The following is a 24519-nucleotide window of genomic DNA, read 5'->3' on the forward strand; positions in this document are numbered from 1 at the left end:
TTCCAAGTTCAATTCCACTTAAGCCTCCTGTTATCATCGCATTATCAGAAATAGTGATTTTTTGGGTCTTTGCATTTGGGCTTAAGAAAATACCATTTTCTCCCCCACTTATTTTCGTTCCTTGACCGGTAATTTCAAGTTCTCCTAGTATATGACTTGGTGGAACATAAATGCCAGCATACTTCTCACCATGCACTACTGCTCCATTTTCCATGGTTAGTTTTTCAAATCTTCCAGAAGCTGAGGCGATACCATAAGCTTCCCCTATTATAGTGCCTCTATTGATGATGTTTTCAATGGTTGCATTACGCGCTAAATCGACAGCTGCATATGCAGTTGATGGACTAGTAGAGATTATAGAACCTTCATTGATAAGGGTTTTAATACGTGAGCTGTATGTTACCAATATACCAGAACGATTCCCTTTTATCGTTCCTTTATTGGTAAAAGATTCAATGGTGCTATTGTTTAAATAGATACCATGTTGGTTACCAGCTGTTTCAATCACCCCCTTATTTTTAAAACTATTAATCTTGCTTCCTGCTGAAATATTAATCCCAATATGGTCACCCTCATTCTTAATAGTCCCTGTATTAGTAATATTATTTATCGTAGAATCATTAATATACACACCTATTGCACGACCAGTAGCTTGTATCGTTCCTGTATTATTAAAAGAAGTCAGTGTAGCCTTATTTTCAATAGCAATGCTACTACTATGAGTATCTCTTTTAATAATTCCTTTATTAACGATACTGCCTACACTTCCTTTTTGTAAAGTTATGGTGTTTCCATTTCCTGTATTAATAAGGGTAACTCCCTCATTAATGATTAAATCATTATAGGTTTTATTATCTGTGGCACTAAGCTTACCTGTAACACCAGCACTAGCTACATTATCTATTGTTCCATTATTATTAATAGTAATAGTTCCAGTGTGCATCCAATTATCTGCATTTAAAGAAGTATTGAAAAAACTTATTAAACTTAAACTTAAAAAGAAAGAAGAAGTGGATAAAAGAGTAGGGCTTCTTAAAGAAGAGAGATTCTCTAAACTAGAGGGATTTAATCTATTTTGCCCCCCCCCCCCCATTTATTACTAGATTAGTTGGTTTCATTAGAATGTCCTTTATTTGGTATTTTGTTGTTTTAAGAAATTAACAATAAGTGTGTCTTCTTGTTTGATGAGTGGCATTTTACTTAAATAAATATAAAAATAAATTTAAGGAATCTTAAGAAACTTAAGAAGCTAACTAATCCAAAAAAACAAATTAAACTAAGACTCTCAAGAAACTTCATTTAAATAGATAATCTTTTAAAATTGTGTAATTTATGCCTTAAAAGCTTATCCATATTTTTTTGAAAAAACTTATTTTTTTGTTGGAATATTTTTTTAGAAGTTTGATAATCTCTTTTCTACGAAATAAAATAGCAAAATCATAAGGAGTCATTCCCATAGGGTTTTTTAAATCCGGGTTTGCCCCATTTTCAAGTAATAATTTTGCAACTTCTACATATCCTTTAAAGCATACTCCAGAGAGTGGTGTTAAGTTTTTATCGTTAGTTTTATCAACTTCAGCCTTGTATTGCAGGAGTAATTTAACGCATTCTACACTATTATAATAGCAGGCAAGCATTAATAAAGAATCACCTTTATGGTTTGTGAGATTGGGATTTAATCCGTTTTTTAAAAGCGTTTCTAGGGATGTGTAGTCGTTGTTTCTTGCCATATCAAAAGACATTGCGCAAAGTTCTTCTAATTTTTCTTTTTCTTGGGGTGTTAATTCCATAATAGTCCTTATTTTGGGTTGGGATTATATCAATAATACTATAAAAGCGTTCATAAAGAAAAATGATTTGAGAATGGGTTTTTAGGTTATGCTTTTTGGACATAGTTACTTAAGATATTGCGTATAGAACCCCCAAAGTTTATTGTTAGTTTGGTTTCTTTACCGCTTTTGGTAACTTCTAAGATTCTTCCTGCACCAAAAATTTTATGGAAGATACAATCGCCTTTTTTGAAGTTATTATCATTTTCTAGGTATTTTGAGGAGTGTTTTGGAGCTTTAGGAAGAATGGCTCCACATTCCTCTAAAAATCGAGAAGGCAAAATATTGGCACGATTACCTTTATAAAATCTTGAATCCACATAGCTTAAATAAAGTTCCTTTTTTGCCCTTGTAAAGGCAACATAACCTAATCTTCGCTCTTCTTCTAAAATACTATCTTCTTTAATCATCGGGAAGAATCCTTCTTCAAGCCCAATGATAAAGACATAATCGAATTCTAAGCCCTTGCTAGAATGCACACTCATACAATTTATTCCTTTGACGCCTTTGGATTGTTGCCGCATTTCTACATCTTCTTGATCGCTTTTTAAGGCAAGTTCATTTAAAAAATCTTCCAATTCCATTAGGGGATTATGTTTATGGTATTCCCTATAAATTCCATAAAATTCTTGAATATTGCTTATTCTATCGACTTCTTCATTGCTTTTATTAAAAGATTCGCAAAATCCTATTTTGGTTTCAAAAACATCAAGAAAATCTTGGGGTGAATCTTTAAGGCAATTTTGTAAGAATTCTAAAGTATCAAAGAAGTCTTTTAGGCTTGTTAGGGTTTTTTTGCTTAAGAGTGTTTCAAGTGCTGTATCTTCTTTGTAGAGCTGATAAATGCTATAATTTTTAGTTTCTGCAAGAGATTTTAGTTTGTCTATGGTGGTTTTGCCAATTCCTCTTTTAGGTTTATTGATAATTCTCATTAAGGAAAAGTCATCGTGGATATTAATAAGAACTTGAAAATAGCTTAGAATATCTTTAATCTCACTTCGCTCATAAAACCGAATCGTGCCAACTAGTGTATAAGGGATTTTTTCGCGATTAAACCCTTCTTCTAAAGAGCGGGAGAGGGCATTAAGCCTAAAAAGCATGGCAATATTTTGAGCTTCTACTCCTTTGGCTAAAAGCTCTTTAATAATTTTGCAGAGATTTTTTACTTCTTCTAGTTCATCATAAGCGTGCAGAATTTCAACGGCTTTTCCTTCTTCTAAAGTGCTTTTAAGATTCTTTCCTAAACGCTCTTTGTTCTTAGAAATAAGGTTATTAGCAGCTTCTAAGATTTTTTTACTAGAGCGATAATTTTCTTCTAATTTAATCATTTGGGCATTAGCGAAATGCTGTGTAAAGTTCAAAATGTTTTGGATATTAGCACCACGCCAACTATAAATGCTTTGATCGTCATCTCCAACGACGCAAATATTTTGGTGTGTGGAGCAGAGATGTTTTAAAAGCAGATATTGAAGCTCATTGGTATCTTGGTATTCATCAACCATAATATATTGGTATTTTTGGCTAATTTCTTTAGCAGTTTGTGGAAATTTGTTGAAAATTTCAAGTGGCAAAAGCAGTAAATCATCAAAATCAATCCTATTATTTTGCAAAAGAAAGTTTTGGTAATCTAAATAGATTTTTGCAATTTGTTTATAAGTGGGATTATAAGCATTTTCTATGGCTTCTTGTGGGCTAATTTGAGAGTTTTTATAGCAAGAGATTTCACTTAGTAATAAAGGCATAGGGAAGAGGTCATTATTGAATGTTTTGAGGATTTTTTTTGTGTCTTCCTTATCTGTGAGTGTGAAGTTATTTTTGCGCTCTAGGTAGTGAATATGGAATTTTAAAAACAATAATCCAAATTTATGAAAAGTGCAAAGTAATGGTGGGTGTGAAGTGGTATTTTCTATCATATCTAAAGCTCTTTTTTGCATTTCAGAGGCAGCTTTATTGGTGAAAGTTAGAGTAAGTGTATTGCTAGGTGGAATCCCAATTTCATCAATTAAATATGCAAGTCTTGTTGTGATAGTCTTTGTTTTTCCGCTTCCAGCTCCAGCTAAGATAAGCAATGCACCTTCTGTTGTCTTAACAGCTTTTTGTTGGGAGGGATTGAGTTGCTGTAAAAGTTTTTTTTGCATAGGTAGCCTTAAAATGGAAAAAGTTACAAATAAATCTAAATAAATTATAACAATAAAGTGTTTATATTCTAATAATAATACTTTTATGCTAAACTACAAAATATCTTAGCTATAAATAAATTTTTTGAGTTCGGGGGGGGGGGTATTTTGATGTTAAGAGATTTTGAGAAATTACAAACTTTTATGATTGTAGCTCAAGAAAAAAGCGTCTCAAAAGCTTCTATGAAAATAGGGATCTCACAACCAGCGGTTACTCGGCATATTAAGATTATCGAATCTTATTTTAATACAAAGATGATTTATCGTAAGAAACGTGGCGTCTTACTTACAAAAGATGGTGAAAGCCTTTTTTGCGTTTTATTAAAGCTTAATAAGACTTTGCAAGATTACCAAAGAGATATGGTAATGGTGATTAAACGTTGTGAGACGATAAAAATTGCTTGTTCTTACACGGTTGGAAATTTTCTTTTGCCTCAATGTTTTATGGAAATAAAAGACAATATCTATCCTAATATTGAATATTATGTAGCGACTTCTACGGAGGCTATTAGTGATTTGCAGGATAAAAAATGTGAATTAGCTATTGTAGAATCCCGTGTTTTTAAAAAGGGTATTGTTTATAGGGAATGGCTTGAGGATGAGTTGGTTTTAGTTTGTAACAAGCCTTTGCTAAGTATCCTTAAAAAAGAAGATTTGTGTTTGTATCAATGGATTGGTTTAAAAAATAAGACGCACACTGCAAAGATTGTAAAAAAATATTTAGATAAGTTGGCTCTTAAAGGCTATAAATTAAATATTTCATTAGAGTTTGATAGTCTTTATGAGATGAAAAATTTTTTAACTTCCAAAGTAGGGAGTAGGGAAGCATATATTGGTTTTTTACCTTATTTGCATATTCGCAATGAATTAAGTGATAAGATGCTTTATACTTCTAGCATACGCGGTTTAAAATTGAAAAGAAAAATGTTTTTGGCTTTTGCAAAACATAAAAGAAGCGATTCATTGATAGAAAACATTAGTCATCATATTCTCTTTAATACTCAAGTTTCTATGTATTAATTTTTGAAAATTCTTTTATAAAGATAGAGATTAAAGCCGTGATTTTCTTTAAGCCATAAATGGATATTTTTGGGGTTTTTGTCATAAGTTAAAACAAGATTCCAAAATTCTTTTTGGTGATTTGGGTATTTAATATGCGCTAATTCGTGTATGATAACAGAATCAATGAGTGTTTTTGGGATTAAGCTAAGTTTTAAGCTAAAGCGGATTTTGTGAGAATTGCTATAACAGCAACCTAATTGTCTAATGCTTTTTCCATAAGTAATTTCACTAGGATAGAGATTCATTAAGGAACACCAATGAGAGAGTGAGGATTGGATATAAGTGTGGAGTTCTTTTTGGTAAAATGTTTGTAGATTAGTTTTGATGGCTAAAGAGGGAGTTTTAGCGGTTATAAAGTCTTGCCAGAGATTTTGGATAGAAGTATCTCTAAAGTCAATCCATTCCCCAAAAAGGAAGATTTTTTCTTTTAAGAGATTGTAAGTTATTTTATTTTGAGAATCTACTTGGGTTATAATCCAGTCTTTGTGGCTTTGTAGAAAATTTAAACATTCTTGTTCGTTAATGTGTTTTGGGGCTGTTAGTAAGAGTGTAGAAAAATCTTTAAACTGCAGTCGTAAATATTTGTAATTCCGATTTTTTATAATTTTAAGTTGAATATTGGGAGGGATAATATTTTTAATATTCATTAGTGATAGGTATAAATCGATTATTTTTAGGAGTTAGAATATCAATTTTGTATTCTACTTGATTGTTTTTTATGGTTTCTTTGAAATAGGCTTTAGCATTAGGAATGTTTTGTAGGTAAAAATATTCAACTCCATAAGCAGTGGAATAATTAATCCAATCATATTCTAAATCTGCATTCAGTAATTTTGTCTCTTCAACAAGCAGTGAATCAGATTTTGCAATAGAGTTTGCAATATACATATTGTTCCTATCTTTTTCTTGAGTAATAGAGAGAAAGCTTGGATTATAATTAATTTGCGTAGAGTAGATGCCGTTAATCTGTATATCATTATAAGTAATTTGTGAGAGAATGATACTTGAATGTGTAATGGGAGTATTGAGAAAAATTTTTGAATTTTTAAGCAGAGATTGGATGGTCTTAATTTCTTTGGGGAATTTTGCAGCACTTTCAGGATTGAAAGCACTAGAATAAAGGGTGTCTAAGTTGTATTTTAGGACATATTCATTCATTTGGTTTCCGATATAACCTTCATCATAAAAGCTTACAACTTTTGTGGAGTTAGGATTTAAAGCGGAGAGTTTTTCTATTTGTTGTTCGTAGCTAATCCCTCCATAGATAATATTTGGCATAAGGGGTTCTGCGATTTGGGAGGAATGCACACTGGGGATGTAAATAGGTATTTTTGTCTCTAAGTGATTGATATTATTAGCTCCTACATAGGTTAGTAGGGCTATGATTTGTTTATACCCCTTAGCAGTAATTTTATCCATAGTGTTTTGCAAATCCTCTAAGGATTCGCTTTTGCTATCAAAGATTTCAAAATTAAAGGGTTGATTGCGGTTAAAGAGGTAACTTAAGATAACATTTGTTGAGGAGATTGAATATCGCCCAATGGTTTTTCTAGGAAAGAGCAGAGCGATTTGGATTAAAGCAGATTTTTGGGTCTCTAAAAAATAAGGGATATGGGTAATATCTAATTGTGTTAAAAGGATTTTTGCATTAGTTAATAGCTCTTCGTTAGTATTATTTTTATTGATATTTACTAAGAAAGAAAAAAACTCTCCATTTTGCAAGTATTCTTTGAGGCAAGATTTGGAGCAAGATTGAATGTCGATATTGAGAATTTCTGTTTCTGGTGTGGGAAGTGGGGAGGGGTATTTACCAGCAGCTAAGATTAGATTTGGCAATAGGGCTAATAGTAATATTGTCAATAATCTCATAAGTATCCTTTAAGCGTTAAAAATTCTTGGTATGCTTGGACTTTTAATTGTGGTTGGCTCAAAAGCTGCATTAATGAAAAAGTAGGGAATAAAAGAAAATCTCCCCATTTTAAGGATTTGCCTTGTAGGTTTTCATAAGGGGTTTTATCATCACAAAAAAACCGATAAACTTCTTCCCCTAACAATACAATGAGCTTATTTTGTGAGAATTCTAGTTGTTTTAGGAGATAGTCTTTGCAAGATTGATAGCATTGGTATTGGGAGATTTTAGGTAGCTCACATTTTAAGAGAGAGAGGATTGATACTTCCTTTATAGAAAGCAATAAAACATTTTCAATGATTTTTTTTAGCATTTGTGAGCTTTTGGAGGCGAAACGTAGTTGGGTATCTAAAATAGGGGTTAAACTTAAAAAAGTAATTTTGGATTCTAAATTGCAAAGCCCTATATGGGGTGCAGATGATTTTTGTGGGCAGAGTTGGCATTCTTGTATAAGTTTTTGGAGTGTTGTAGGATTGCTAATCTTAAAAGAATTCTTAGGGTGTATGGTGGGTTGAGGATTGCAATATTTCATACCTAGTGCTTGGAGTAAATAGAGTTTTTTTAATGTTAAAAGCGTGTGAAGTGTTTGCACAAGAATCCTAAATTTTTAAAATAATAAAATTGGAGAAATTATAAAATAAAAAGATTAAAGGTAGATAAGGCTATTAAAGGGAATATTTTTTGCTTGATTATGAGATTAAGGAAGTTGAAAATTATCAAGGGATGGAGAGTATGAGGAGAAACCAATGTATTTTGTGGATTCAAAGGGTAGATATGCTTCTTATGTTAGCGGAGTTACATTTTCAGAAAATACCCAAAAAAATTGGGCTAGTAGGAATGATGAGAATAGACGAATAAGCACAACTGCCTCGCAAGATGCTTATTTCAAAAAGCAACAATTAATTCAAGAAGCAATCAAGCAACTTCAACAAAATGGTGTTGTTTCAGAGGATATTGCTAAAGAAATTGATGTAGAATCCTTAAAGAAAAGTTTAGAACATAATTCTTCAGGAGAGAGTGAAGCAAGTTCTATTGCAGAATCTATTGCAGGATATTTTGGAGATAATCAAGAAGTATCTAAAAATAATTTGTCTAATGCTAAAAATTTTGCACTTGAAGCAAAATTAAAAAATGAATTTGCTATTTTAGAAGAATCCAAAACAAGGAAAATTCAAGAGGCAAAAAAACAGATTCAACAATCTACACATAATCAAGAACAAAAAAATGAGACTATCGGGACTTTTTTTGAAAAATCTTTTCTAACAACTAATGCTCTTAAGCCCCAAAATATAAGCCAAGATGTCCTAAAGGCTTATAATCCTTTGGAGGCAAAAGGTGAGGAGATTCCACAAAATGCAGTGGGTTTTGTAGATGAAGTGAGTGGAAAGACTATTCATATTCCCCTTAATGAAGAAAATATGAAACGACTCAATGAGAAATTTGGCTCATTGCAAAAAGCAAGTGATTATGTGAAAGGTTGGTATTATGATGCTGCTTATAAGGTGGGTTATTTAAGTGGCGATAGCAATGGAGATGGGAACATTAGCGTGGATGAGGGAATCCATTTAAAAAGCCTTGTTTCTCTTATAGATTCGCAATATTATTCTATCGCACAGAGCATACCAGCAGGAGAAGAACAACAAAAAAAGTTTTTAGAACAAGTAGGCTTTATTGATAATCTAGCAGATTTTATTAATCATTCTATTGCTCAAGATGCTAATTTAGATGGGGATTTAAATCTTAAAGAGGTAATGAGGAATGATAATGAAATTATGTTATTTGCTACTAAAAATTTGCAAACCTTAGAGATTACTGATATTTTTGTCATAAAACATTTTAATTTTTCATCAGGAGGTTTTAGTTTTGATGATTTTCTTTTAAATCTCCTTGGGAGTAATCAAAGCAATACTGATACCAATGGAAAAAAAGATATAGGTTTAGAATCTATCAAGCCAGATGAGGTTGGCGTATGGATAAATAGCGTTAAAAAGTCTAATGATAAGAGATTTTTAGATTCCTTAAGTAATGAAGAGCGAGGGAAATTATTAAAAACAGATGTAATTTTAGGGAATTTATTAAAGAGCAGTTGATTGGATTATAAAACTTTGGTCTTAGAAATTATAGTATTTTTGTTGATAATGGGAATTTTGGTGCTTTATAAAAGAAAGTTGAGGGATTAGACTTTCTTTTATTTATCGCACAATATAGGCTTTGATAATTTTTTGTTCTTTTAGTGGTTTATCTTGTGTATTAGTTGGAGTGTATTCTATTTTTCTTAGTGTCTTGAAGCTTTCTTCTTTATTGGTTTCGCTAATTTCCCCAAAAATAGTATGTAGCCCATTTAAATGGGGAGTTCTTGTCGTGGTAATAAAAAATTGACTACCATTGGTGTTAGCCCCTGCATTTGCCATAGCAAGTATTCCTGCTCTATCAAAGGCGTAACCTTGGACAATCTCATCTTCAAAGTCTTCTCCCCAAATGGATTCTCCTCCTCTTCCAGTCCCTGTTGGATCGCCACCTTGAATCATAAATTTACGAATGGTGCGATGGAAAATAGTCCCATTATAATATCCATTGTTGATATGGGTTATAAAGTTTTCCACAGCTTTAGGTGCAACTTGTGGGAATAAATCTAAGGTAATTTTTCCAGCTGTGGTTTCTAAAACTGCTTGGATTTTTTTAGAATCTTCTGCATTAAGAAAATATCCTAAAAGTATAATGATAGATAGTGTTTTAAATAAAAAGAGAATTGACGCTTTCATTTTTATTAATCCTTCTAATAACTTCTGCAAATAAAGGAGCCACGCTTAAAACTTTGATTTTAGGAGAGGCTATTTTAAGTGGAATAGTATCTGTAACAATTACTTCATCGATTTGACTTTTTTCAATTTTTTCATAAGCTTGACCGCTAAAGACAGCGTGAGTTCCTAGCGCAATTACGCTAGTTGCTCCTTTTTCTTTGAAGGCTGAAGCGGCTTTTACCATTGTTCCAGCTGTATCAATAATATCATCAATTAAAATAACATTTTTGTCTTTTACATTCCCAATTACATTCATTACTTCACTCTCATTAGCCTTTTCTCTACGTTTATCAATAAGGACAATTTCTAATCCTAAGAGTTTAGCAAAATATCTAGCCCTTGCAACTCCTCCTATATCGGGACTTGCGATAATGGCATTTTGAAGATTTTTAGAAAGGATATATTCTTGGAAGATTACAGAACCATAAAGATTATCTACGGGAATATCGAAGAATCCTTGTATCTGACCGGCGTGTAAATCCATAGTAACAAGTCTTGTAATACCTGCTCTTTGGAGTAAATCAGCGACTAATTTTGCAGTGATTGGAACTCTAGGGGCTGCTTTTCTATCTTGTCTTGCATAGCCAAAATAAGGCATAATTACATTGATACAATTCACAGAGCTTCTTTTTAAGGCATCAATAATAATAAAAAGCTCCATTAAATTATCATTTGTCGGGGCGCAAGTTGGTTGGATTACAAATACATCTTTTCCTCTAACGCTTTCACAGAGCCTTATACTAATCTCTCCATCACTAAAGCGACTAATTTCAGCTTCTGCTAATTTCATATTTAAATTGTCTGCAACATCTTTGGAGAAGCTAGGATGTGCGCTTCCTGTAAAAATTTTAAAATCTTGCATAAAATGCCTTTTTAAGAGAAATAAAAAAATAATTATAGACTTTTAAAACTTTGAAAAGTGAAAAAATAAAATTATTTGTGAAGATTTTTAAAATTAGTGTATGATTAGGTATTTAATAAGGCGAAAAATATGGAATCTTTGAATAATTTAAATAGCATTAATGATTTTAATGAGGCAAAGCAAGTTATTGCAGGTGGTGTCAATTCTCCTGTAAGGGCTTTTAAGAGTGTTGGTGGGACTCCCCCTTTTATAAGAGAAGGAAAAGGGGCTTATTTGATAGATGAAGATGGGAATAAATATATTGATTTTGTGCAAAGTTGGGGTACATTAATTTTTGGTCATAGTGATAAAGATATAGAAGAAGCGGTTTTACATACTCTTAAAAGAGGACTTTCTTTTGGCGCTCCAACTATTTTAGAGACAGCTTTAGCTAAAGAGATAATTTCTCTTTATGAGGGGATTGACAAAATTCGCTTTGTTTCTAGTGGGACAGAAGCAACAATGAGTGCTATTAGGCTTGCTAGGGCATATACTAAAAAAGATGATATTATTAAGTTTGATGGTTGTTATCACGGACATAGTGATTCTTTGCTTGTTAGTGCAGGAAGTGGGTTAGCAACTTTTGGTAATCCTAGCTCTCTTGGTGTGCCAAAGGATTTTATTGGGCATACTTTAGTGGCACATTATAATGATTTAACAAGTGTTGAGCTATGTATCAAGGAAAGTCAAAAAAATGGCAATGGTGTTGCTTGTATCATCATAGAGCCTATAGCTGGAAATATGGGCTTAGTGCCTGCTACACAAGAATTTTTAAAGGATTTAAGAGAGCTTTGTAACCAACATAATATTGTTTTAATTATGGATGAAGTGATGAGTGGATTTAGAGCTGCCCTTAATGGATCACAAAACTTTTATGAAGTTTATGGTGATTTGGTAACTTTTGGAAAAGTTATTGGGGGTGGAATGCCTGTGGGTGCTTTTGGTGGTATTGAAGAGATAATGAGTTTGTTATCACCTAATGGAGCTGTCTATCAAGCAGGAACATTAAGTGGTAATCCTGTTGCAATGAGTGCAGGATTGGCAACCTTAGAAAAGTTAAAACAAAATCCAAAAATTTATCAACAGCTAGAATCTTTGGCTTTGCAGCTTACAGAGGGGCTAAAAAATATTGCCCAAGAGTTTGGTGTTCCCTTGCAAACTTGTGTGAGAGGGAGTATGTTTGGAGTTTTTTTTAATGAAAATCCTGTGAATGACTTTAAAGACGCACAAAAAAGTGATACAGAAATGTTTGCAAAATTTCATCAAGGAATGTTGCAAAAAGGGGTTTATTTAGCACCTTCTCAATTTGAAAGTGGATTTATTTGCTCTTGTATGGATGAGGGCTTAATTAAAAGTGTGTTAGAGCGAGCAAGAGAGGTGATTTTGGAGATTACCAATTATGAAAGATGAGGAAAAAAGATTAGAAAATCCACCAAAATATAAGGACGCACTCTTGGCTTATTCTAATGCTACGCTTGGAATCTCTATGGTAGTTGCGGTTTTAATAGGGATTGGAGTAGGTTATGGTTTAGAGTGGCTTTTTGGGTATGCTTGGTTGTTTTGGTTGGGTGTGGTTTGGGGTATTTTAGCGGCTATTTTAAATGTTTATAAAGCCTATAAAATGCAAAAAAAGGAGTTAGAAGCTTTAAGCAAAGACCCTAAATATGCTTATCAAAAACCTCAGGAATGGGAAGAAGATGAGGATAATTAGTGTTTTATTGGTAGGTATTTTATTTTTAAGTATTTATCTTTTTTTGGGGCAGAGATTTGCTTGGAATTTTATTTTTGCCTTTATATCCTTTTGTGGCATTGTTTTTGCAGTATTTTTTACCCAAAAGAAAAAAATTTCACAATTAATGGCTAATGCGACGCAAGAGGAATTAGAATCTTTGGCAATGTTTTATCAAGAAAAAGATGTAAAAGAGGATGAAATTTGGAGAGAGGAAGGTGATTTTTCTTTAAAGCAGGAGAGAGGGAAAAGTGAATATAAAGCTTTTTGGAAAAATTTTGATAAAAACTCTAATAGAGTAGGGATTAAAATGTTTTTTATGCCTTTTAGGCTATTAGCTTATGCTTTTTTAGTGCTTGGGTTTTTTATTTTATTAAAGCAAGATTATCTTGATATTCTTGGATTTTTTAGTGGGCTAGTAGTTGCTAATATTATGATTGTGGGTTTTTATTTTTTGAAGATGTAAATTAATGAAGTAAAATCAAGACTAGAGTCTTGATTCATAACGTCTTAGCATATAAAGACGTTTTAACATTTTTTTGCGTGCGCTTATTTTTTGTTTTTTACGCTTTTCTGTTTTGGGTTCGAAGAATCTCCTTGCTCTGCTTTCTGTTACGACTAAGTTCCTATCGGCTTGTTTTTTAAACTTTCTATAAGCGTCATCAAAAGATTCATTTTCTCTAACTTTAATGCCCGGCATTGGTAAATCACCACCTTTTCTAAAATTTTTAGGGGAGTATAGCATAAAATTTATAAGCTATTCTTTAATGCTAAAAACGAAGCTAAATTATTAAATATATGTTAGAATTAAAAAACTTAATTTTAGGAAAGTGTGATATGTCTGCTAGTAAATCTAACATTGCTATTGCGCAATACTTTAAGAGACGTTATATAATGTATGTTGTAACAACAATCATAATATTTTGTATCCCTTTTATACAAATTAATGGAAACCAAATTTTTTTACTTTCTTTTGATCGTCAGCAGTTACATTTATTTGGCATTGTGTTTAATACGCAAGAATTTTATTTAATGCCTTTTTTGCTGATTTTAATGTTTTTAGCGATTTTTTTCTTAACTAATTTAGCGGGGCGAGTATGGTGTGGTTGGGCTTGTCCGCAAACTATTTTTAGGGTTTTATATCGTGATTTTATTGAAACAAAACTTTTGCATTTGCGTAAAAAAATGCAAAATCGCCAGATAGAACCCGATATGAGTTTAGGATATAACCAATTTAAAAAGGGAATTGCTATTGCTTTATGGATTATTCTATCATTAGTTGCTGCGTCAAATTTTATGTGGTATTTCGTCCCCCCAGTAGATTTTTTTGCTTATATCCAAGAGCCTTTAGAACATAAGTATTTATTAATTTTTCTCTTTGGAATCACACTTTTTTTAGTTGCGGATATTGTTTTTATTAAAGAAAATTTTTGTATTTATATTTGTCCTTATAGTCGTGTGCAAAGTGTGCTTTATGATAATGATACGATAATGACAATGTATGATTATAAAAGAGGTGGAGTGGTCTTTAATACAGAAGGTATTAAATTATGGAAAAAGCCACCAGAGCAATCTGCAGAATGTATAGGTTGTGAGGCTTGTGTAAGGATTTGTCCTACTCATATTGATATTCGTAAAGGTATGCAATTAGAATGTATTAATTGTTTAGAATGTTCAGATGCTTGCACAAAAGTTATGGGTAAGCTTGGCAAGGAGACTTTGATTTCTTGGACTAGCCCACGAGCTATTGATATGCGTAATAAAGTGAATTATATCCGTTTTAAAACTATTGCTTATGGAGTGGCTTTAGGAATCACTTTTGTTGGGCTTTTATTTATGAGTTCTACTAAGGAGGATATGCTTTTAAACATTAACCGCAATGAGCTTTATACGATTAGAGATAATCATCGTGTCGAGAATTCTTATATTTTTTTATTTCAAAACACTCAACGGGAAGCTTATCGGTTTTATTTTGAAGTTGAAGATAATCCCGCTATCAAAATTAAACGCCCTTCCAAGCCTTTTATGATTAAAGCTGGAGAGAAGTTTAAACAAATTGTAGTGCTTTATACCGATGAAAATCTTGCACAAGATATGCAAAAGGATACCCATATACCTATAAAAATTAAAGCTTATACCTTAGATTCTAAAGAGTCTATTGAAATTTTTAGAGAGAGTGTATTTATTTATCCACCCTCTAAGGGGTTTTAGGAATGACAAATAATAAAGAAAATTATTTCTTCCTTATTGCTCTTATTTTAAGTGTTTTGGCGTTACTAAAGCTCTATTCCCCCTTTTTGATGAATCTTTTAATTGCTTTTTTGCTATTTTTGGCTACACAAGGGATTTATCGAGCAATTTTTATAAAATTAAAATCCAATATTTTTTCTTCTCTTATTGTAACTTTGTCTTTACTTATTGGTTGTTTTATGCCCATTATTTATGTAATGATAAATTTAGCAGAGTTAGCTACTAATTTGGATTTGTTAAAATTGCAAAATTTTATCACTTATATAAAAGATCAATGGATAGTGCTAAGCCATAATCTTTACGAATATTTACCAGATTTTGTGCTTAAAGAACTTAATCAATGGATTTTAAAAGTAGATACTATTAATTGGGCAGAGATTGCCAAAAAGGGATTATCTATTTTTGCACAAGCAGGAAAAAATAGTCTATTTTTCTTGAGTGATACTTTTTTTATTATCCTCTTTTTATTTTTCTCTTATTATTATAGTAATGTTTTAGGGAAGTATTTATTAAACCTCATTCCTCTTGAAAAAAAACAAGTCGAATCTTTGTATGATGAAGTAAGTGGAGTAATTAGCGTGGTATTTTATTCCTCTATTGTCTCTATGGTAATACAAGGAGCACTTTTTGGTTTTTTGATGTTTTTTTATGGGTATAATGCCTTATTGTTTGGAGTATTTTATGGTTTTGCATCCTTAATACCCGTTATTGGTGGGACATTGGTGTGGTTGCCCGTAGTTTTGTATGAGTTGTATTTGGGGAATATTACGAATGCTATTGTAATTATTTTGTATTCCATTTTAATCATAGCAACTTTAGCAGATAATATCATAAAGCCTTTTTTGATAGCTTTTATCAACCGTGTATTGATTAAAACACCTGTTAAAATCAATGAAATTTTAATCTTTTTTGCTATCTTTGCGGGAATTACTACTTTTGGATTTTGGGGGATCGTCTTAGGACCTGCTATTACTGCTTTGTTTATTGCTTTATTGAGGGTTTATCAGAATATTTATCAAAAGAGCTAACCCAAAAGGTTTTTTAGCTCTGATTGGATTTTTTTAAATTTTTCTTGTTGCTCTAAGAGTAAATTTTGATTATCTAATAAGATATTTTTAGGTGCATTGGCTAGAAATTTTTGATTATTTAGCATTCCTTCTAATTTGTGAATTTCTTTTTGTGTCTTTTCTTGCTGTTTTTGCAATCTTTCAATAATGGGAGCTAGATCAATGCTATTAGTAGGAATATAGCTTTCTAACCTTTCTGTAATATCTACAATACAATGTGGAATCTTTTGATTGGTAATTTCAATATCTGCTACTTTGGCAAGTTTGCAGACATAGCTTTTAAAGAGAATTAAGAAATTATCAGGAATGTTATTGTTTAAGCGAATATAGGCTTTTTCAATCTTTTGATTAGCGAAGTTAATCGTTGCTTTAGCTCGGCGAATAGAAGTAATTGTTTCTATAATGAGTTCAAAGATTTTGAAATTATCAGCATTCTTATAGGAGAATGTAGGGTAGGGCTTTATCATAATAGAATTATTTTCTAAAGTGCTATTATCTAGTTTATGCCATAGATATTCGCTTAAAAAAGGCATATAAGGATGTAGCAATAAAAGGGATTCTTTAAAGATTGCACCCATTTCTTGAATAGAATCTTTATCAACCTTGCTAAGCTCAATCCCCCAATCACAGAAATTACCCCATAAAAACCGATAAAGCGTATTAGCTCCATCATTGAAACGATAAGACTCTAAGTGATTCCTTGTTTCTTCAATGGTTTGGCTTAGGAGTTCTCCTAAGTATTGTCCTAGTGCTGTTTTGAGTGTGCCAATTTCTCTAAGATTTGGAAAGGATTTTGCATTAAGCAGTAAAAAGTTTGTTGCATTATAAAGTTTATTCGTAAAATTTTTGCTAATTTCTAATTGGTTGCTAGAGAGTTTGATGTCTCTTCCTTGCACACAGAGTATCGCTAGAGTGAAACGCAAAACATCGGCACTATAATTTTCAATAAGATCTAGTGGATCAATAACATTTCCTTTGCTTTTACTCATCTTTTGTCCTTTTTCATCACGGACAAGAGCGTGGAGATAAATATCTGGAAAAGGGAGTTTTGATAGACAGTGTTCCCCTAAGATTAGCATTCTTGCTACCCAAAAAAATAGAATATCAAAGCCTGTAATTAAAAGTGAATTTGGATAAAAGGCTTTTAAATCTTCTTCGAACCATAGGCTATTTTTGCCCCATTCTTCATTACCAAAACCCAATGTAGAAAAAGGCCATAAAGCAGAGCTAAACCAAGTATCAAGCACATCAGGATCTTGATAAATATCTAAGCTTTTGCATTTGGGGCAATTTTTTGAATCTTTAGTATCAGCCCATTGTGCCTTGCAGGTATTGCAATAAAAAACAGGTATTTGATGTCCCCACCAGAGTTGTCTAGAAATGCACCAATCTCGTAGTTCCCTCATCCAAGCATTATAATTATTTTTCCATTGCGGAGGAAAAAACCTACTAGCATCGGCATTGATTTTTTCGATGGCTTTTTGGGCAATCTCTTTTTTTAAAAACCATTGCTTAGAAATATAGGGTTCTACTACATTCCCGCAACGATAGCAATGCCCCACTTGATTTTTATGGGATTCGATTTTTTCAATAAAACCAAGTTTTTGGAGTTTTTCTACAATAATTTCTCTTGCCTCTAATCTCTCTAATCCTGCAAATTCACCTGCAGATTCATTGAGAATGCCTTTTTTGTCAAACACTACAATTTGCTCTAAATTATGCCTTTTACCAACTTCATAGTCATTATTATCGTGAGCTGGAGTTACTTTCACACAACCTGTGCCAAATTCCATATCTACATAAGAATCCCCAATAATAGGAATTTCTTTATTGGTTAAAGGTAGCATTACACTTTTGCCAATAAGCTCTCTAAAGCGAGAATCTTTGGGATTTACCATTATTGCAGTATCTCCAAAATAAGTCTCGGGTCGTGTTGTGGCTACTACAATATAATCTTGGCTATCTTTGAAAAAATATCGTAAATAATAGAGCTTCCCTTCATTTTCTTTATATTCTACTTCAATATCTGATAAGGCCCCATCGTGTGTGCACCAATTGACAAGATATTTTCCTTGAATGATTAAACCCTCGTTATAGAGTTTTACAAAAGATTCTCTAACAGCTTTTTGCAATCCCTCATCCATTGTAAAGCGGGTTCTACTCCAAGCGGGAGATACCCCTAATTTTCGCATTTGTTTGAGGATTAATCCTCCGCTTTGCTCTTTCCATTCCCATACCTTCTTAACAAAGGTTTCTCTTCCCAAAACTTCTTTTTTAATGCCTTGTGCTAAGAGTTGTTTTTCTACTACATTTTGTGTAGCAATTCCTGCGTGGTCAAGCCCGGGCTGCCAGAGTGTTTTAAACCCATCCATTCTCTTAAAGCGAACCATAATATCTATGAGTGTATGATTAAGTGCGTGTCCTATATGAAGACTGCCTGTTACATTAGGGGGTGGTAGCATAATGCAAAATGTCTTACCCTCTCTTTGTATGGCTTGATTGCCATTAATTTCAAAATATCCTGATTGTTCCCAAATTTGGTAATAAGATTCTTCAATTTCTTTTGGGTTATAAGTGGTAGAGCTTGTTTTTTCTTGCATAGAAAACCTTTTAAATGGAATGCTTTTTGCTAGATCTTTTTGAAATTTGAATTTTACCAAAAAATTAAATGGTAAAATGAGAGAATATTTTAAAGTTTGAGGAAAAAGTAATGATGAAGAGTCAAAGGTTTATTGTAAAATCCCCTATTTTAGGCTTTGAAGATGTTGATGAAGTGGAGTTTGCAGAGGTAGATGATGGGGCATTAGCTTTTTTGTCTATGGATAAAAAGGAAGTTGAATTGCTTTTGGTAAATCCTTATAAAATACGCGAATATTCTTTTGAAGTTTCTGCGAGTATTCAAACCTTACTAGAAATCAAAGCAAGCTCTAATGTCAAGGTTTTTTGTGTTTTTGTTAGGGAGAAGGAGAATGGAATTAGGGTGAATTTCTTAGCACCTATTATTTTAAATTGTGATAATAATACTCTAGCACAGGTGGTTTTAAATAAAAAAGAATATCCCTTTTTTGATGTTGCTGAGTCTATTAAAGATTATATTAAAGAATAGGAATTGTGCCTTTATCAAAGCTTAATTTACAACAAAAAGAAGCCTCTTTAGCCCCTAGTGGATATAATTTAGTGATTGCATCTGCTGGAACAGGCAAGACTTCGACAATCGTCGGTAGAATCTCTTATTTGTTGCAACAAGGTGTTCAGCCTAGTGAGATTTTGTTATTAACTTTTACCAATAAAGCCGCCCAAGAGATGCTTGCAAGACTTTTGATGAAGTTTGATGATAGCATTGTAAAGAGGATTGAGGCGGGAACTTTTCACGCTGTGGCTTATCGTTATTTGAGAAACCACCATTCTATTATCCTTAAACAACCAAGAGAACTTAAAGTTCTTTTTAAAAGTCTCTATGATAAACGCATATTTACTAATGCCTCTGATGTAGCCCCTTATAGCGCAAATTATCTTTATGATATTTTTTCTCTTTACCAGAATTCTACTATTAATAATGATTTTAAAGAATGGATGGTAAAACGTAATCAAGAGCAACTACAATATGTGGAGATTTATTTAGATGTATGGGAGGAGTTTAGGGAATTAAAAAAAGAATATCATTATGTGGATTATAATGATTTGTTGCTTTATTATAGGGAAATGATTAGAAAGAACAAACTAACTTATAAAGAAATCCTAGTCGATGAATACCAAGATACCAATCCTTTGCAAGATTCTATTCTTAAAGCCTTTAATCCCCCATCAATTTTTTGTGTAGGGGATTATGACCAAAGTATTTATGCTTTTAATGGGGCAGATATTAGTATTATTGGGGGTTTTAAAGAGCATTATGTAAATGGAAGAATCTTTAGCTTAACTAAAAATTATCGTTCTACCGCCCCGATTTTAAACCTTGCCAATAGAGTAATTGAAAAAAATCCTAGAATCTATCCTAAGACCTTAGAAGTTGTGAAGAGGGAAAATTTTGGGATGCCAAGTTTATTAATCTTTGAAGAATTGTTTTTGCAATATCAAGGAATTGCTAATAAAATCAAGCTTTCTAATCGTCCTTTTGGGGATATTGCGATTATTTTTAGAAACAACTCAAGTGCTGATGGCATAGAAGCGAGTTTAAGAGAGATAGGAATTCCTACTAAACGCAAAGGAGGCGTTAGTTTTTTTGACACTAAAGAAGTTGTTTTTGTGCTAAATCTTCTTTCTTTGCTCTATAATCCTAAAGATATGATGGCTTTTATCCATATCTTAAGTTATGTAAAGGGTATTGGCAATGCCTCTGCAAAAGATATTTATGAAGCCTTAATATTATTAGGGAATGGGAATCCTATTGATGGGTTATTAAAACCTGATAAAACCATCCAAGAACCTTTCGCAAAAAGGGAGCAAAACCTGCAATTAGGGTTATTTGATGATTTTTATATGAATAAAAATCTAAGGTTTAATGGCTTGGAGAAAGGTTTTGAAAATAATCCTCTTTTAGGATACTCAAAGATTAATAAGGATGGTGCAGAGTTTTTAAATGCCTTATTTTGTTTTTTTAGTGTATTTAATGTTAATGACAAACCTTATTATCTTCTTTCAAAGATTCCACAACTTTCTATTTTTAAAATCGTTACACAAAAACTTGCTAGAGAAAGAGCTATTACCAAAGAAGGGAATATCCATCAAGCAAAATACGAAGAATCTTTACTTAGGATTGAAAGGAGAATTTCGGTCTTAAGGGATTTATCTAGCCATTATAATGAGATAGGAAGATTTTTAAACGCTATGGTGCTTGGCTCTAGTGAGATGAGTGAGGGGGAGGGAGTGAATTTGTTAAGTATTCACGCTAGTAAAGGATTAGAATTTGCTGAAGTCTATGTTATTGATTTAATGGAGGGTAGATTCCCTAATAAAAAGCTTATGGCGCAAGGTGGTAGTTTAGAGGAAGAAAGAAGATTGTTTTATGTAGCTGTAACAAGAGCTAAGGAGAATCTCTATTTAAGCTATGCGAAGAGAGATAAAATGAAAAATATTGATTATCAAGGCTCTCTTTTTCTTTATGAAGCGGGTTTGTTAAATCATCAAACCTAAATTGGTAAAATGGCTTTTGATTAAGACTAATAGGTGATAAATATCTTTTGTGGGGTATGGCTAATATTCTAATCTAGTTTGAGGTCTTATTGGTTCTATAAAAGGTATCATAGAAGTTGTAAGTGGCGGACAGAGAGAGATTCGAACTCTCGGTAATCTTGCGACTACGCATCCTTAGCAGGGATGTGGTTTAAGCCAACTCACCCATCTGTCCTTAAAAACGAATAGGGATTATAGCGATAATAATGTAAAATAATACTTAAGCTAATCCGCTTACTTGCAAAGCCTGTGCTTGGAAATAAGCCACAATAGGGTCAATAACTAAATCAAGGTTTCCACTTAGCATAATCTCTTCTAGGCTATAAAGTGTTAATCCTACCCTGTGATCACTTAAGCGGTTTTGTGGATAGTTATAGGTGCGGATTCGCTCACTTCTATCACCGCTTCCTACTTGTAGTTTCCTTGCTTCTGCATTTTGTTCCATTTGTGTTTGTAATTCTGATTCATAGATTCTAGCTTTGAGGATTTTTAATGCTTTGTCTTTATTTTTATGTTGAGATTTCTCATCTTGCATAGAGACGCTAATACCTGTTGGGATATGGGTTATACGCACTGCAGAATCTGTGGTATTAACACTTTGTCCGCCGTGTCCTCCTGCTCTAAAGACTTCAATCCTTAAATCATTGGGGTTGATAGTAACTTCTACATCATCAACTTCTGGCATAATGGCTACTGTGATGGCTGAAGTATGAATTCTCCCTTGCGATTCTGTCTCTGGGACTCTTTGGACTCTATGGGTCCCACCTTCGAATTTAAACTTTGAATAAGCACCTTGCCCTTTAATGAGGGCAATGATTTCTTTATAGCCTCCAACATTATTTTCACTAGAGCTTATAATTTCGACTTTCCAACCCTTCAAATCCGCATAACGCACATAGGTTTTAAATAAATCCCCGACAAAAATCCCTGCCTCATCGCCTCCTGTCCCTGCCCGAAGTTCAAGATAAATGTTTTTATCATCATTGGGATCTTTAGGGAGGAGTAAAATTTTGATTTCTTGCTCTAAGGTTTGGTTTTGTGTCTCTGCTTCTTTAATTTCTTCTTTAGCTAACTCACTTAATTCTTTGTCTTCTAACAGGATTTTATTTTCTTGTATGGTTTGAATATTTTTTAAATATTGTTTTGCTTTTTGCACTAATGTTTCTAGGTTACTTTGTTCTTTGCTTAATTCGGTAATTTTTTGGATATTATTGAGAATTTCTGGTTGTAATAATAGAGTGCTAATTTCTTGATAACGCTCAATAAAAGGCTTTAATTTTGTGGCTAACATTAGCAATTACCTAAAATTAGGCGTTTGCTAGAGCGAATTTTTTTACTAAAGAATTAAGTCGGCTAACTTTTCTTGCAGCAGTATTTTTTGTTAAGATTCCTTTACTGGCGTAGCTATGGAATGATTGATTGATTTGTTTAAATATTTCTTGTGCTTTAGAAATATCTTTTGCATCTAATGCTTCGTGCAAATTTCTTGTCATATTTTTGATTCTTGTTTTATAGTATCGGTTTCTTTCGGTTCTTTTTTTGGTTTGTCGGATACGTTTTTGTGCTGATTTATGATTTGCCATAAGATGTTAATCCTTTTATTAAAAAATTTAAGCTAGAATTCTATTTTAGTTTTTATTAAAAGCAAATAAAATAAAGTATTGTTTAAAGAGGTGTAGCAATGGATCTTTTTGGAACAGATGGCGTAAGAGGTATGGCTGGAGCTAAATTAAATGTTTTTTGTGCATTGAAATTAGGTATCGCTGCTGGGATTTATTATCGGGAGCACTCTAAGACTAATAAGATTTTAGTTGGTAAAGATACTAGACGTAGCGGATATATGCTTGAAAATGCTCTTGTTAGTGGGCTTACTTCTGTGGGATATGAAGTGATACAAATAGGTCCTATGCCAACACCTGCTATTGCATATTTAACGGAAGATATGCGTTGTGATGGTGGCATTATGGTAAGTGCTAGTCATAATCTTTATGCGGATAATGGAATTAAGTTTTTTGGTAAGAGTGGTTATAAGCTTGATGAAAAAGACGAAAAAATTATCGAAAAGATTTATGCGGATGAGGCTTTACTTGAAGATTCTCAAAAAAGGGGTAAAGAGATAGGTTCTTCTAAGAGGATTGATGATGTGGTAGGACGTTATATCGTGCATATTAAAAATTCCTTTCCTAAAGATTTGTCTTTGCACGGCGTTAGAGTTGTTATTGATTGTGCTAATGGAGCTGCCTATAAGGTAGCCCCGACAATTTTTAATGAATTAGGTGCTGAAGTTTTTGTGATTAATGATGAGCCTAATGGTTTTAATATTAATGAGAACTGCGGAGCTACCCAGCCTTTGAGTTTGCAAGAAGAGGTGCGGAGGGTTAGGGCTGATATTGGTTTTGCGCTAGATGGCGATGCAGATAGGCTTGTTGTGGTGGATGAAAGAGGTAATGTTGTGAATGGAGATAAACTTATTGGGGTTTTAGCCCTTGCTTCTAAAGAAAATCAAACTTTGAAGCATAATACCATTGTTGCAACCATTATGAGTAATTATGCCCTAGAGGAGTTTTTAAAGGAACATAATATTAAGCTTATACGCTCTAATGTCGGAGATAAATATGTGCTTGAGAGTATGTTGGATCATCATTTAAATTTTGGTGCAGAGCAAAGTGGGCATATTATTTTTAGTGATTTTGCTAAAACTGGAGATGGACTAGTGAGTGCTTTGCAAACAATGGCATATGTTTTGAGGTTTGATAAACCTGCCTCGCAAATTTTGGATTGTTTTGAACTCTATCCTCAAATTTTAAGAAACTTAAATATTAATTCTAAGCCAAATTTAGAGACTTTAGAGGGGTATGAAGCTTTTCTTGAGAGGATTACTTCTAAAAAGATTCGACATTTAATTCGTTATAGTGGAACGGAGAATAAACTTAGGATTTTATTAGAAGGAAAGGATTTAAAACTTTTGGAAAACACTATGCAAGAGTGTGAAGAATATTTTAGGGGAAAGATTTATTCGTGAGAAAAGCCTATTTATTCTTTATAGTCGCATTAGTTCTTATTTTTATCCTTGATCAATCCATTAAATGGTTTTTTGTATTAAGTGGTTTTGGCTATGAGGGGGGTATTATATCTTTAGTGCTTGTTTATAATAAAGGGGTTGCTTTTTCTATGTTTGCGTTTTTGCAAGAGTGGTTAAAGTATTTGCAGATACTTTTGATTCTAGGAATCTTTTTTTATTTGTATAAAAATAAAGAGTTTTTTAAGGAATATAGTGTTCCTTTGGGTATGATATTTGGTGCAGGGATTTCTAATGTTTTTGATAGATTCTTGCATTTAGGGGTGGTGGATTATATTTTTTGGCATTATCTTTTTGAATTTGCGATTTTTAATTTTGCTGATGTGATGATTAATTGTGGGGTTGTTTGGATACTTTTGCAGAGTTTTTTAAGAAAACCTAAAAGAGGAAATTGATACAATTCCTGCCTTTGTATCTTTGTGTTTTGGCAAGGTCGCGTAGCTCAGTTGGTAGAGCACTACCTTGACATGGTAGTGGTCGCTGGTTCAAGTCCAGTCGTGGCCACCATAAAAACTTTTTATAATCTCCTTTAAATTCTAGTTT

The 24519-nt window shown here is 32.7% G+C and carries 22 protein-coding genes, 2 tRNA genes and 1 pseudogene; 12 read left to right on the plus strand and 13 right to left on the minus strand.

Going from position 1 to position 24519, the window contains the following annotated elements:
- From C6H18_RS00340 to C6H18_RS00350, 3 genes and pseudogenes are all read right to left on the minus strand, one after another.
- A pseudogene (locus tag C6H18_RS00340) lies at positions 1-943 on the minus strand (hypothetical protein); the annotation flags it as partial.
- 394 nt (positions 944-1337) lie between these two features.
- A complete protein-coding gene (locus C6H18_RS00345; protein ID WP_158654845.1) occupies positions 1338-1793 on the minus strand; it encodes an ankyrin repeat domain-containing protein in 456 nt (151 codons plus the stop codon).
- Between the two features lie 83 nt (positions 1794-1876).
- On the minus strand, positions 1877-3967 hold the full coding sequence (locus C6H18_RS00350) for an ATP-dependent helicase (RefSeq protein ID WP_104721143.1): 2091 nt from the start codon (positions 3965-3967) through the stop codon (positions 1877-1879).
- Positions 3968-4117: 150 nt separating this feature from the next.
- Here C6H18_RS00350 and C6H18_RS00355 point away from each other — a divergent pair, with 150 nt between their 5' ends.
- Positions 4118-5026: a LysR family transcriptional regulator gene (locus C6H18_RS00355; RefSeq protein WP_104721144.1), complete on the plus strand. Its 909-nt coding sequence runs from the start codon at positions 4118-4120 to the stop codon at positions 5024-5026.
- Here C6H18_RS00355 and C6H18_RS00360 read toward each other — a convergent pair.
- The 3 genes from C6H18_RS00360 to C6H18_RS00370 are packed head-to-tail and all read right to left on the minus strand — an operon-like array spanning position 5023 to position 7569.
- Positions 5023-5715, minus strand: a complete 693-nt coding sequence (locus tag C6H18_RS00360) for a YgjP-like metallopeptidase domain-containing protein (protein ID WP_233704006.1) — start codon at positions 5713-5715, stop codon at positions 5023-5025. The genes C6H18_RS00355 and C6H18_RS00360 overlap by 4 nt on opposite strands.
- The gene (locus C6H18_RS00365) at positions 5705-6937 is read right to left on the minus strand and encodes a hypothetical protein (RefSeq protein ID WP_104721145.1); all 1233 of its coding nucleotides are present in this window, start codon (positions 6935-6937) and stop codon (positions 5705-5707) included. Before C6H18_RS00365 ends, C6H18_RS00360 begins: the two co-directional genes overlap by 11 nt.
- Positions 6934-7569, minus strand: a complete 636-nt coding sequence (locus tag C6H18_RS00370; protein WP_104721146.1) for a uracil-DNA glycosylase family protein — start codon at positions 7567-7569, stop codon at positions 6934-6936. The genes C6H18_RS00365 and C6H18_RS00370 overlap by 4 nt, the downstream gene beginning before the upstream one ends.
- 154 nt (positions 7570-7723) lie before the next feature.
- Here C6H18_RS00370 and C6H18_RS00375 point away from each other — a divergent pair, with 154 nt between their 5' ends.
- On the plus strand, positions 7724-9067 hold the full coding sequence (locus C6H18_RS00375) for a hypothetical protein (RefSeq protein WP_104721147.1): 1344 nt from the start codon (positions 7724-7726) through the stop codon (positions 9065-9067).
- 102 nt (positions 9068-9169) lie between these two features.
- Here the strand turns inward: C6H18_RS00375 and C6H18_RS00380 are convergent, their stop codons facing one another.
- On the minus strand, positions 9170-9739 hold the full coding sequence (locus tag C6H18_RS00380; protein ID WP_199770091.1) for a peptidylprolyl isomerase: 570 nt from the start codon (positions 9737-9739) through the stop codon (positions 9170-9172).
- Positions 9711-10640, minus strand: a complete 930-nt coding sequence (locus C6H18_RS00385) for a ribose-phosphate pyrophosphokinase (protein ID WP_104721148.1) — start codon at positions 10638-10640, stop codon at positions 9711-9713. Before C6H18_RS00385 ends, C6H18_RS00380 begins: the two co-directional genes overlap by 29 nt.
- A 138-nt stretch (positions 10641-10778) precedes the next feature.
- On the opposite strand from C6H18_RS00385, the gene hemL reads away from it, so the two are divergent.
- From hemL to C6H18_RS00400, 3 genes are read left to right on the plus strand one after another with little or no spacing between them, the layout of a single operon-like run.
- Positions 10779-12089, plus strand: a complete 1311-nt coding sequence (gene hemL, locus C6H18_RS00390) for a glutamate-1-semialdehyde 2,1-aminomutase (RefSeq protein WP_199770094.1) — start codon at positions 10779-10781, stop codon at positions 12087-12089.
- On the plus strand, positions 12079-12390 hold the full coding sequence (locus tag C6H18_RS00395) for an AtpZ/AtpI family protein (protein WP_104721150.1): 312 nt from the start codon (positions 12079-12081) through the stop codon (positions 12388-12390). The genes hemL and C6H18_RS00395 overlap by 11 nt, the downstream gene beginning before the upstream one ends.
- Positions 12377-12874, plus strand: coding sequence for a hypothetical protein (locus C6H18_RS00400; protein ID WP_104721151.1), 498 nt, complete (start codon positions 12377-12379; stop codon positions 12872-12874). Before C6H18_RS00395 ends, C6H18_RS00400 begins: the two co-directional genes overlap by 14 nt.
- A 21-nt stretch (positions 12875-12895) precedes the next feature.
- Here C6H18_RS00400 and rpsU read toward each other — a convergent pair whose 3' ends face one another.
- The gene (gene rpsU, locus C6H18_RS00405) at positions 12896-13108 is read right to left on the minus strand and encodes a 30S ribosomal protein S21 (protein WP_006803152.1); all 213 of its coding nucleotides are present in this window, start codon (positions 13106-13108) and stop codon (positions 12896-12898) included.
- Positions 13109-13245: 137 nt separating this feature from the next.
- Between rpsU and ccoG the strand changes: the two genes are divergently transcribed.
- Both ccoG and C6H18_RS00415 read left to right on the plus strand, forming a co-directional pair.
- Positions 13246-14619 carry a cytochrome c oxidase accessory protein CcoG gene (gene ccoG, locus C6H18_RS00410; protein ID WP_104721152.1) on the plus strand — a complete coding sequence of 458 codons (1374 nt, stop codon included), beginning with the start codon at positions 13246-13248 and terminating at the stop codon, positions 14617-14619.
- Between the two features lie 2 nt (positions 14620-14621).
- Positions 14622-15686, plus strand: a complete 1065-nt coding sequence (locus C6H18_RS00415; RefSeq protein WP_104721153.1) for an AI-2E family transporter — start codon at positions 14622-14624, stop codon at positions 15684-15686.
- On the opposite strand, the gene C6H18_RS00420 is transcribed toward C6H18_RS00415, so the two are convergent.
- On the minus strand, positions 15683-18325 hold the full coding sequence (locus tag C6H18_RS00420) for a valine--tRNA ligase (protein WP_104721154.1): 2643 nt from the start codon (positions 18323-18325) through the stop codon (positions 15683-15685). The genes C6H18_RS00415 and C6H18_RS00420 overlap by 4 nt on opposite strands.
- Positions 18326-18435: 110 nt before the next feature.
- Between C6H18_RS00420 and fliW the strand changes: the two genes are divergently transcribed.
- Together fliW and C6H18_RS00430 are read left to right on the plus strand one after the other, a co-directional pair.
- Entirely contained in the window at positions 18436-18831 is a 396-nt protein-coding gene (gene fliW / locus C6H18_RS00425; protein ID WP_233704007.1) for a flagellar assembly protein FliW, read from the plus strand.
- 5 nt (positions 18832-18836) lie between these two features.
- Positions 18837-20858, plus strand: a complete 2022-nt coding sequence (locus C6H18_RS00430) for an ATP-dependent helicase (protein ID WP_104721155.1) — start codon at positions 18837-18839, stop codon at positions 20856-20858.
- Positions 20859-20981: 123 nt separating this feature from the next.
- Here C6H18_RS00430 and C6H18_RS00435 read toward each other — a convergent pair.
- The 3 genes from C6H18_RS00435 to rpsT all read right to left on the minus strand — a co-directional run bounded on the left by C6H18_RS00435 (position 20982) and on the right by rpsT (position 22480).
- Positions 20982-21072, minus strand: a tRNA-Ser gene (locus C6H18_RS00435).
- A gap of 45 nt (positions 21073-21117) precedes the next feature.
- The gene (gene prfA / locus C6H18_RS00440; RefSeq protein WP_104721156.1) at positions 21118-22188 is read right to left on the minus strand and encodes a peptide chain release factor 1; all 1071 of its coding nucleotides are present in this window, start codon (positions 22186-22188) and stop codon (positions 21118-21120) included.
- Positions 22189-22204: 16 nt separating this feature from the next.
- Positions 22205-22480 (minus strand): 30S ribosomal protein S20, encoded by a 276-nt coding sequence (gene rpsT / locus C6H18_RS00445; RefSeq protein WP_104721157.1) that lies wholly within the window; start codon positions 22478-22480, stop codon positions 22205-22207.
- 98 nt (positions 22481-22578) lie between these two features.
- Here rpsT and glmM point away from each other — a divergent pair, with 98 nt between their 5' ends.
- The 3 genes from glmM (at position 22579) to C6H18_RS00460 (ending at position 24483) form a co-directional block, all read left to right on the plus strand.
- Positions 22579-23919, plus strand: a complete 1341-nt coding sequence (glmM, locus tag C6H18_RS00450; RefSeq protein WP_104721158.1) for a phosphoglucosamine mutase — start codon at positions 22579-22581, stop codon at positions 23917-23919.
- Positions 23916-24371 carry a signal peptidase II gene (lspA, locus tag C6H18_RS00455; protein ID WP_104721159.1) on the plus strand — a complete coding sequence of 152 codons (456 nt, stop codon included), beginning with the start codon at positions 23916-23918 and terminating at the stop codon, positions 24369-24371. Before glmM ends, lspA begins: the two co-directional genes overlap by 4 nt.
- A 36-nt stretch (positions 24372-24407) precedes the next feature.
- Positions 24408-24483 (plus strand) — tRNA-Val (locus tag C6H18_RS00460).
- The last annotated feature ends 36 nt before the right edge of the window (positions 24484-24519 follow it).

Origin of the sequence: Helicobacter mesocricetorum (assembly GCF_900198605.1) — a bacterium.
Classification (GTDB): Bacteria; Campylobacterota; Campylobacteria; order Campylobacterales; family Helicobacteraceae; genus Helicobacter_D; species Helicobacter_D mesocricetorum.

What these genes read in the sequence shown, in the direction of transcription:
- C6H18_RS00375 (WP_104721147.1), top strand. Translation starts at nt 7,724, where the DNA reads ATGTATTTTGTGGATTCAAAGGGTAGATATGCTTCTTATGTTAGCGGA.
- C6H18_RS00395 (WP_104721150.1), top strand. Translation starts at nt 12,079, where the DNA reads ATGAAAGATGAGGAAAAAAGATTAGAAAATCCACCAAAATATAAGGAC.
- C6H18_RS00385 (WP_104721148.1), bottom strand. Translation starts at nt 10,640, where the DNA reads ATGCAAGATTTTAAAATTTTTACAGGAAGCGCACATCCTAGCTTCTCC.
- fliW (WP_233704007.1), top strand. Translation starts at nt 18,436, where the DNA reads ATGATGAAGAGTCAAAGGTTTATTGTAAAATCCCCTATTTTAGGCTTT.
- glmM (WP_104721158.1), top strand. Translation starts at nt 22,579, where the DNA reads ATGGATCTTTTTGGAACAGATGGCGTAAGAGGTATGGCTGGAGCTAAA.
- C6H18_RS00360 (WP_233704006.1), bottom strand. Translation starts at nt 5,715, where the DNA reads ATGAATATTAAAAATATTATCCCTCCCAATATTCAACTTAAAATTATA.
- C6H18_RS00350 (WP_104721143.1), bottom strand. Translation starts at nt 3,967, where the DNA reads ATGCAAAAAAAACTTTTACAGCAACTCAATCCCTCCCAACAAAAAGCT.
- rpsT (WP_104721157.1), bottom strand. Translation starts at nt 22,480, where the DNA reads ATGGCAAATCATAAATCAGCACAAAAACGTATCCGACAAACCAAAAAA.
- C6H18_RS00365 (WP_104721145.1), bottom strand. Translation starts at nt 6,937, where the DNA reads ATGAGATTATTGACAATATTACTATTAGCCCTATTGCCAAATCTAATC.
- ccoG (WP_104721152.1), top strand. Translation starts at nt 13,246, where the DNA reads ATGTCTGCTAGTAAATCTAACATTGCTATTGCGCAATACTTTAAGAGA.
- C6H18_RS00415 (WP_104721153.1), top strand. Translation starts at nt 14,622, where the DNA reads ATGACAAATAATAAAGAAAATTATTTCTTCCTTATTGCTCTTATTTTA.
- prfA (WP_104721156.1), bottom strand. Translation starts at nt 22,188, where the DNA reads ATGTTAGCCACAAAATTAAAGCCTTTTATTGAGCGTTATCAAGAAATT.
- rpsU (WP_006803152.1), bottom strand. Translation starts at nt 13,108, where the DNA reads ATGCCGGGCATTAAAGTTAGAGAAAATGAATCTTTTGATGACGCTTAT.
- C6H18_RS00380 (WP_199770091.1), bottom strand. Translation starts at nt 9,739, where the DNA reads ATGAAAGCGTCAATTCTCTTTTTATTTAAAACACTATCTATCATTATA.
- C6H18_RS00400 (WP_104721151.1), top strand. Translation starts at nt 12,377, where the DNA reads ATGAGGATAATTAGTGTTTTATTGGTAGGTATTTTATTTTTAAGTATT.
- C6H18_RS00420 (WP_104721154.1), bottom strand. Translation starts at nt 18,325, where the DNA reads ATGCAAGAAAAAACAAGCTCTACCACTTATAACCCAAAAGAAATTGAA.
- C6H18_RS00355 (WP_104721144.1), top strand. Translation starts at nt 4,118, where the DNA reads ATGTTAAGAGATTTTGAGAAATTACAAACTTTTATGATTGTAGCTCAA.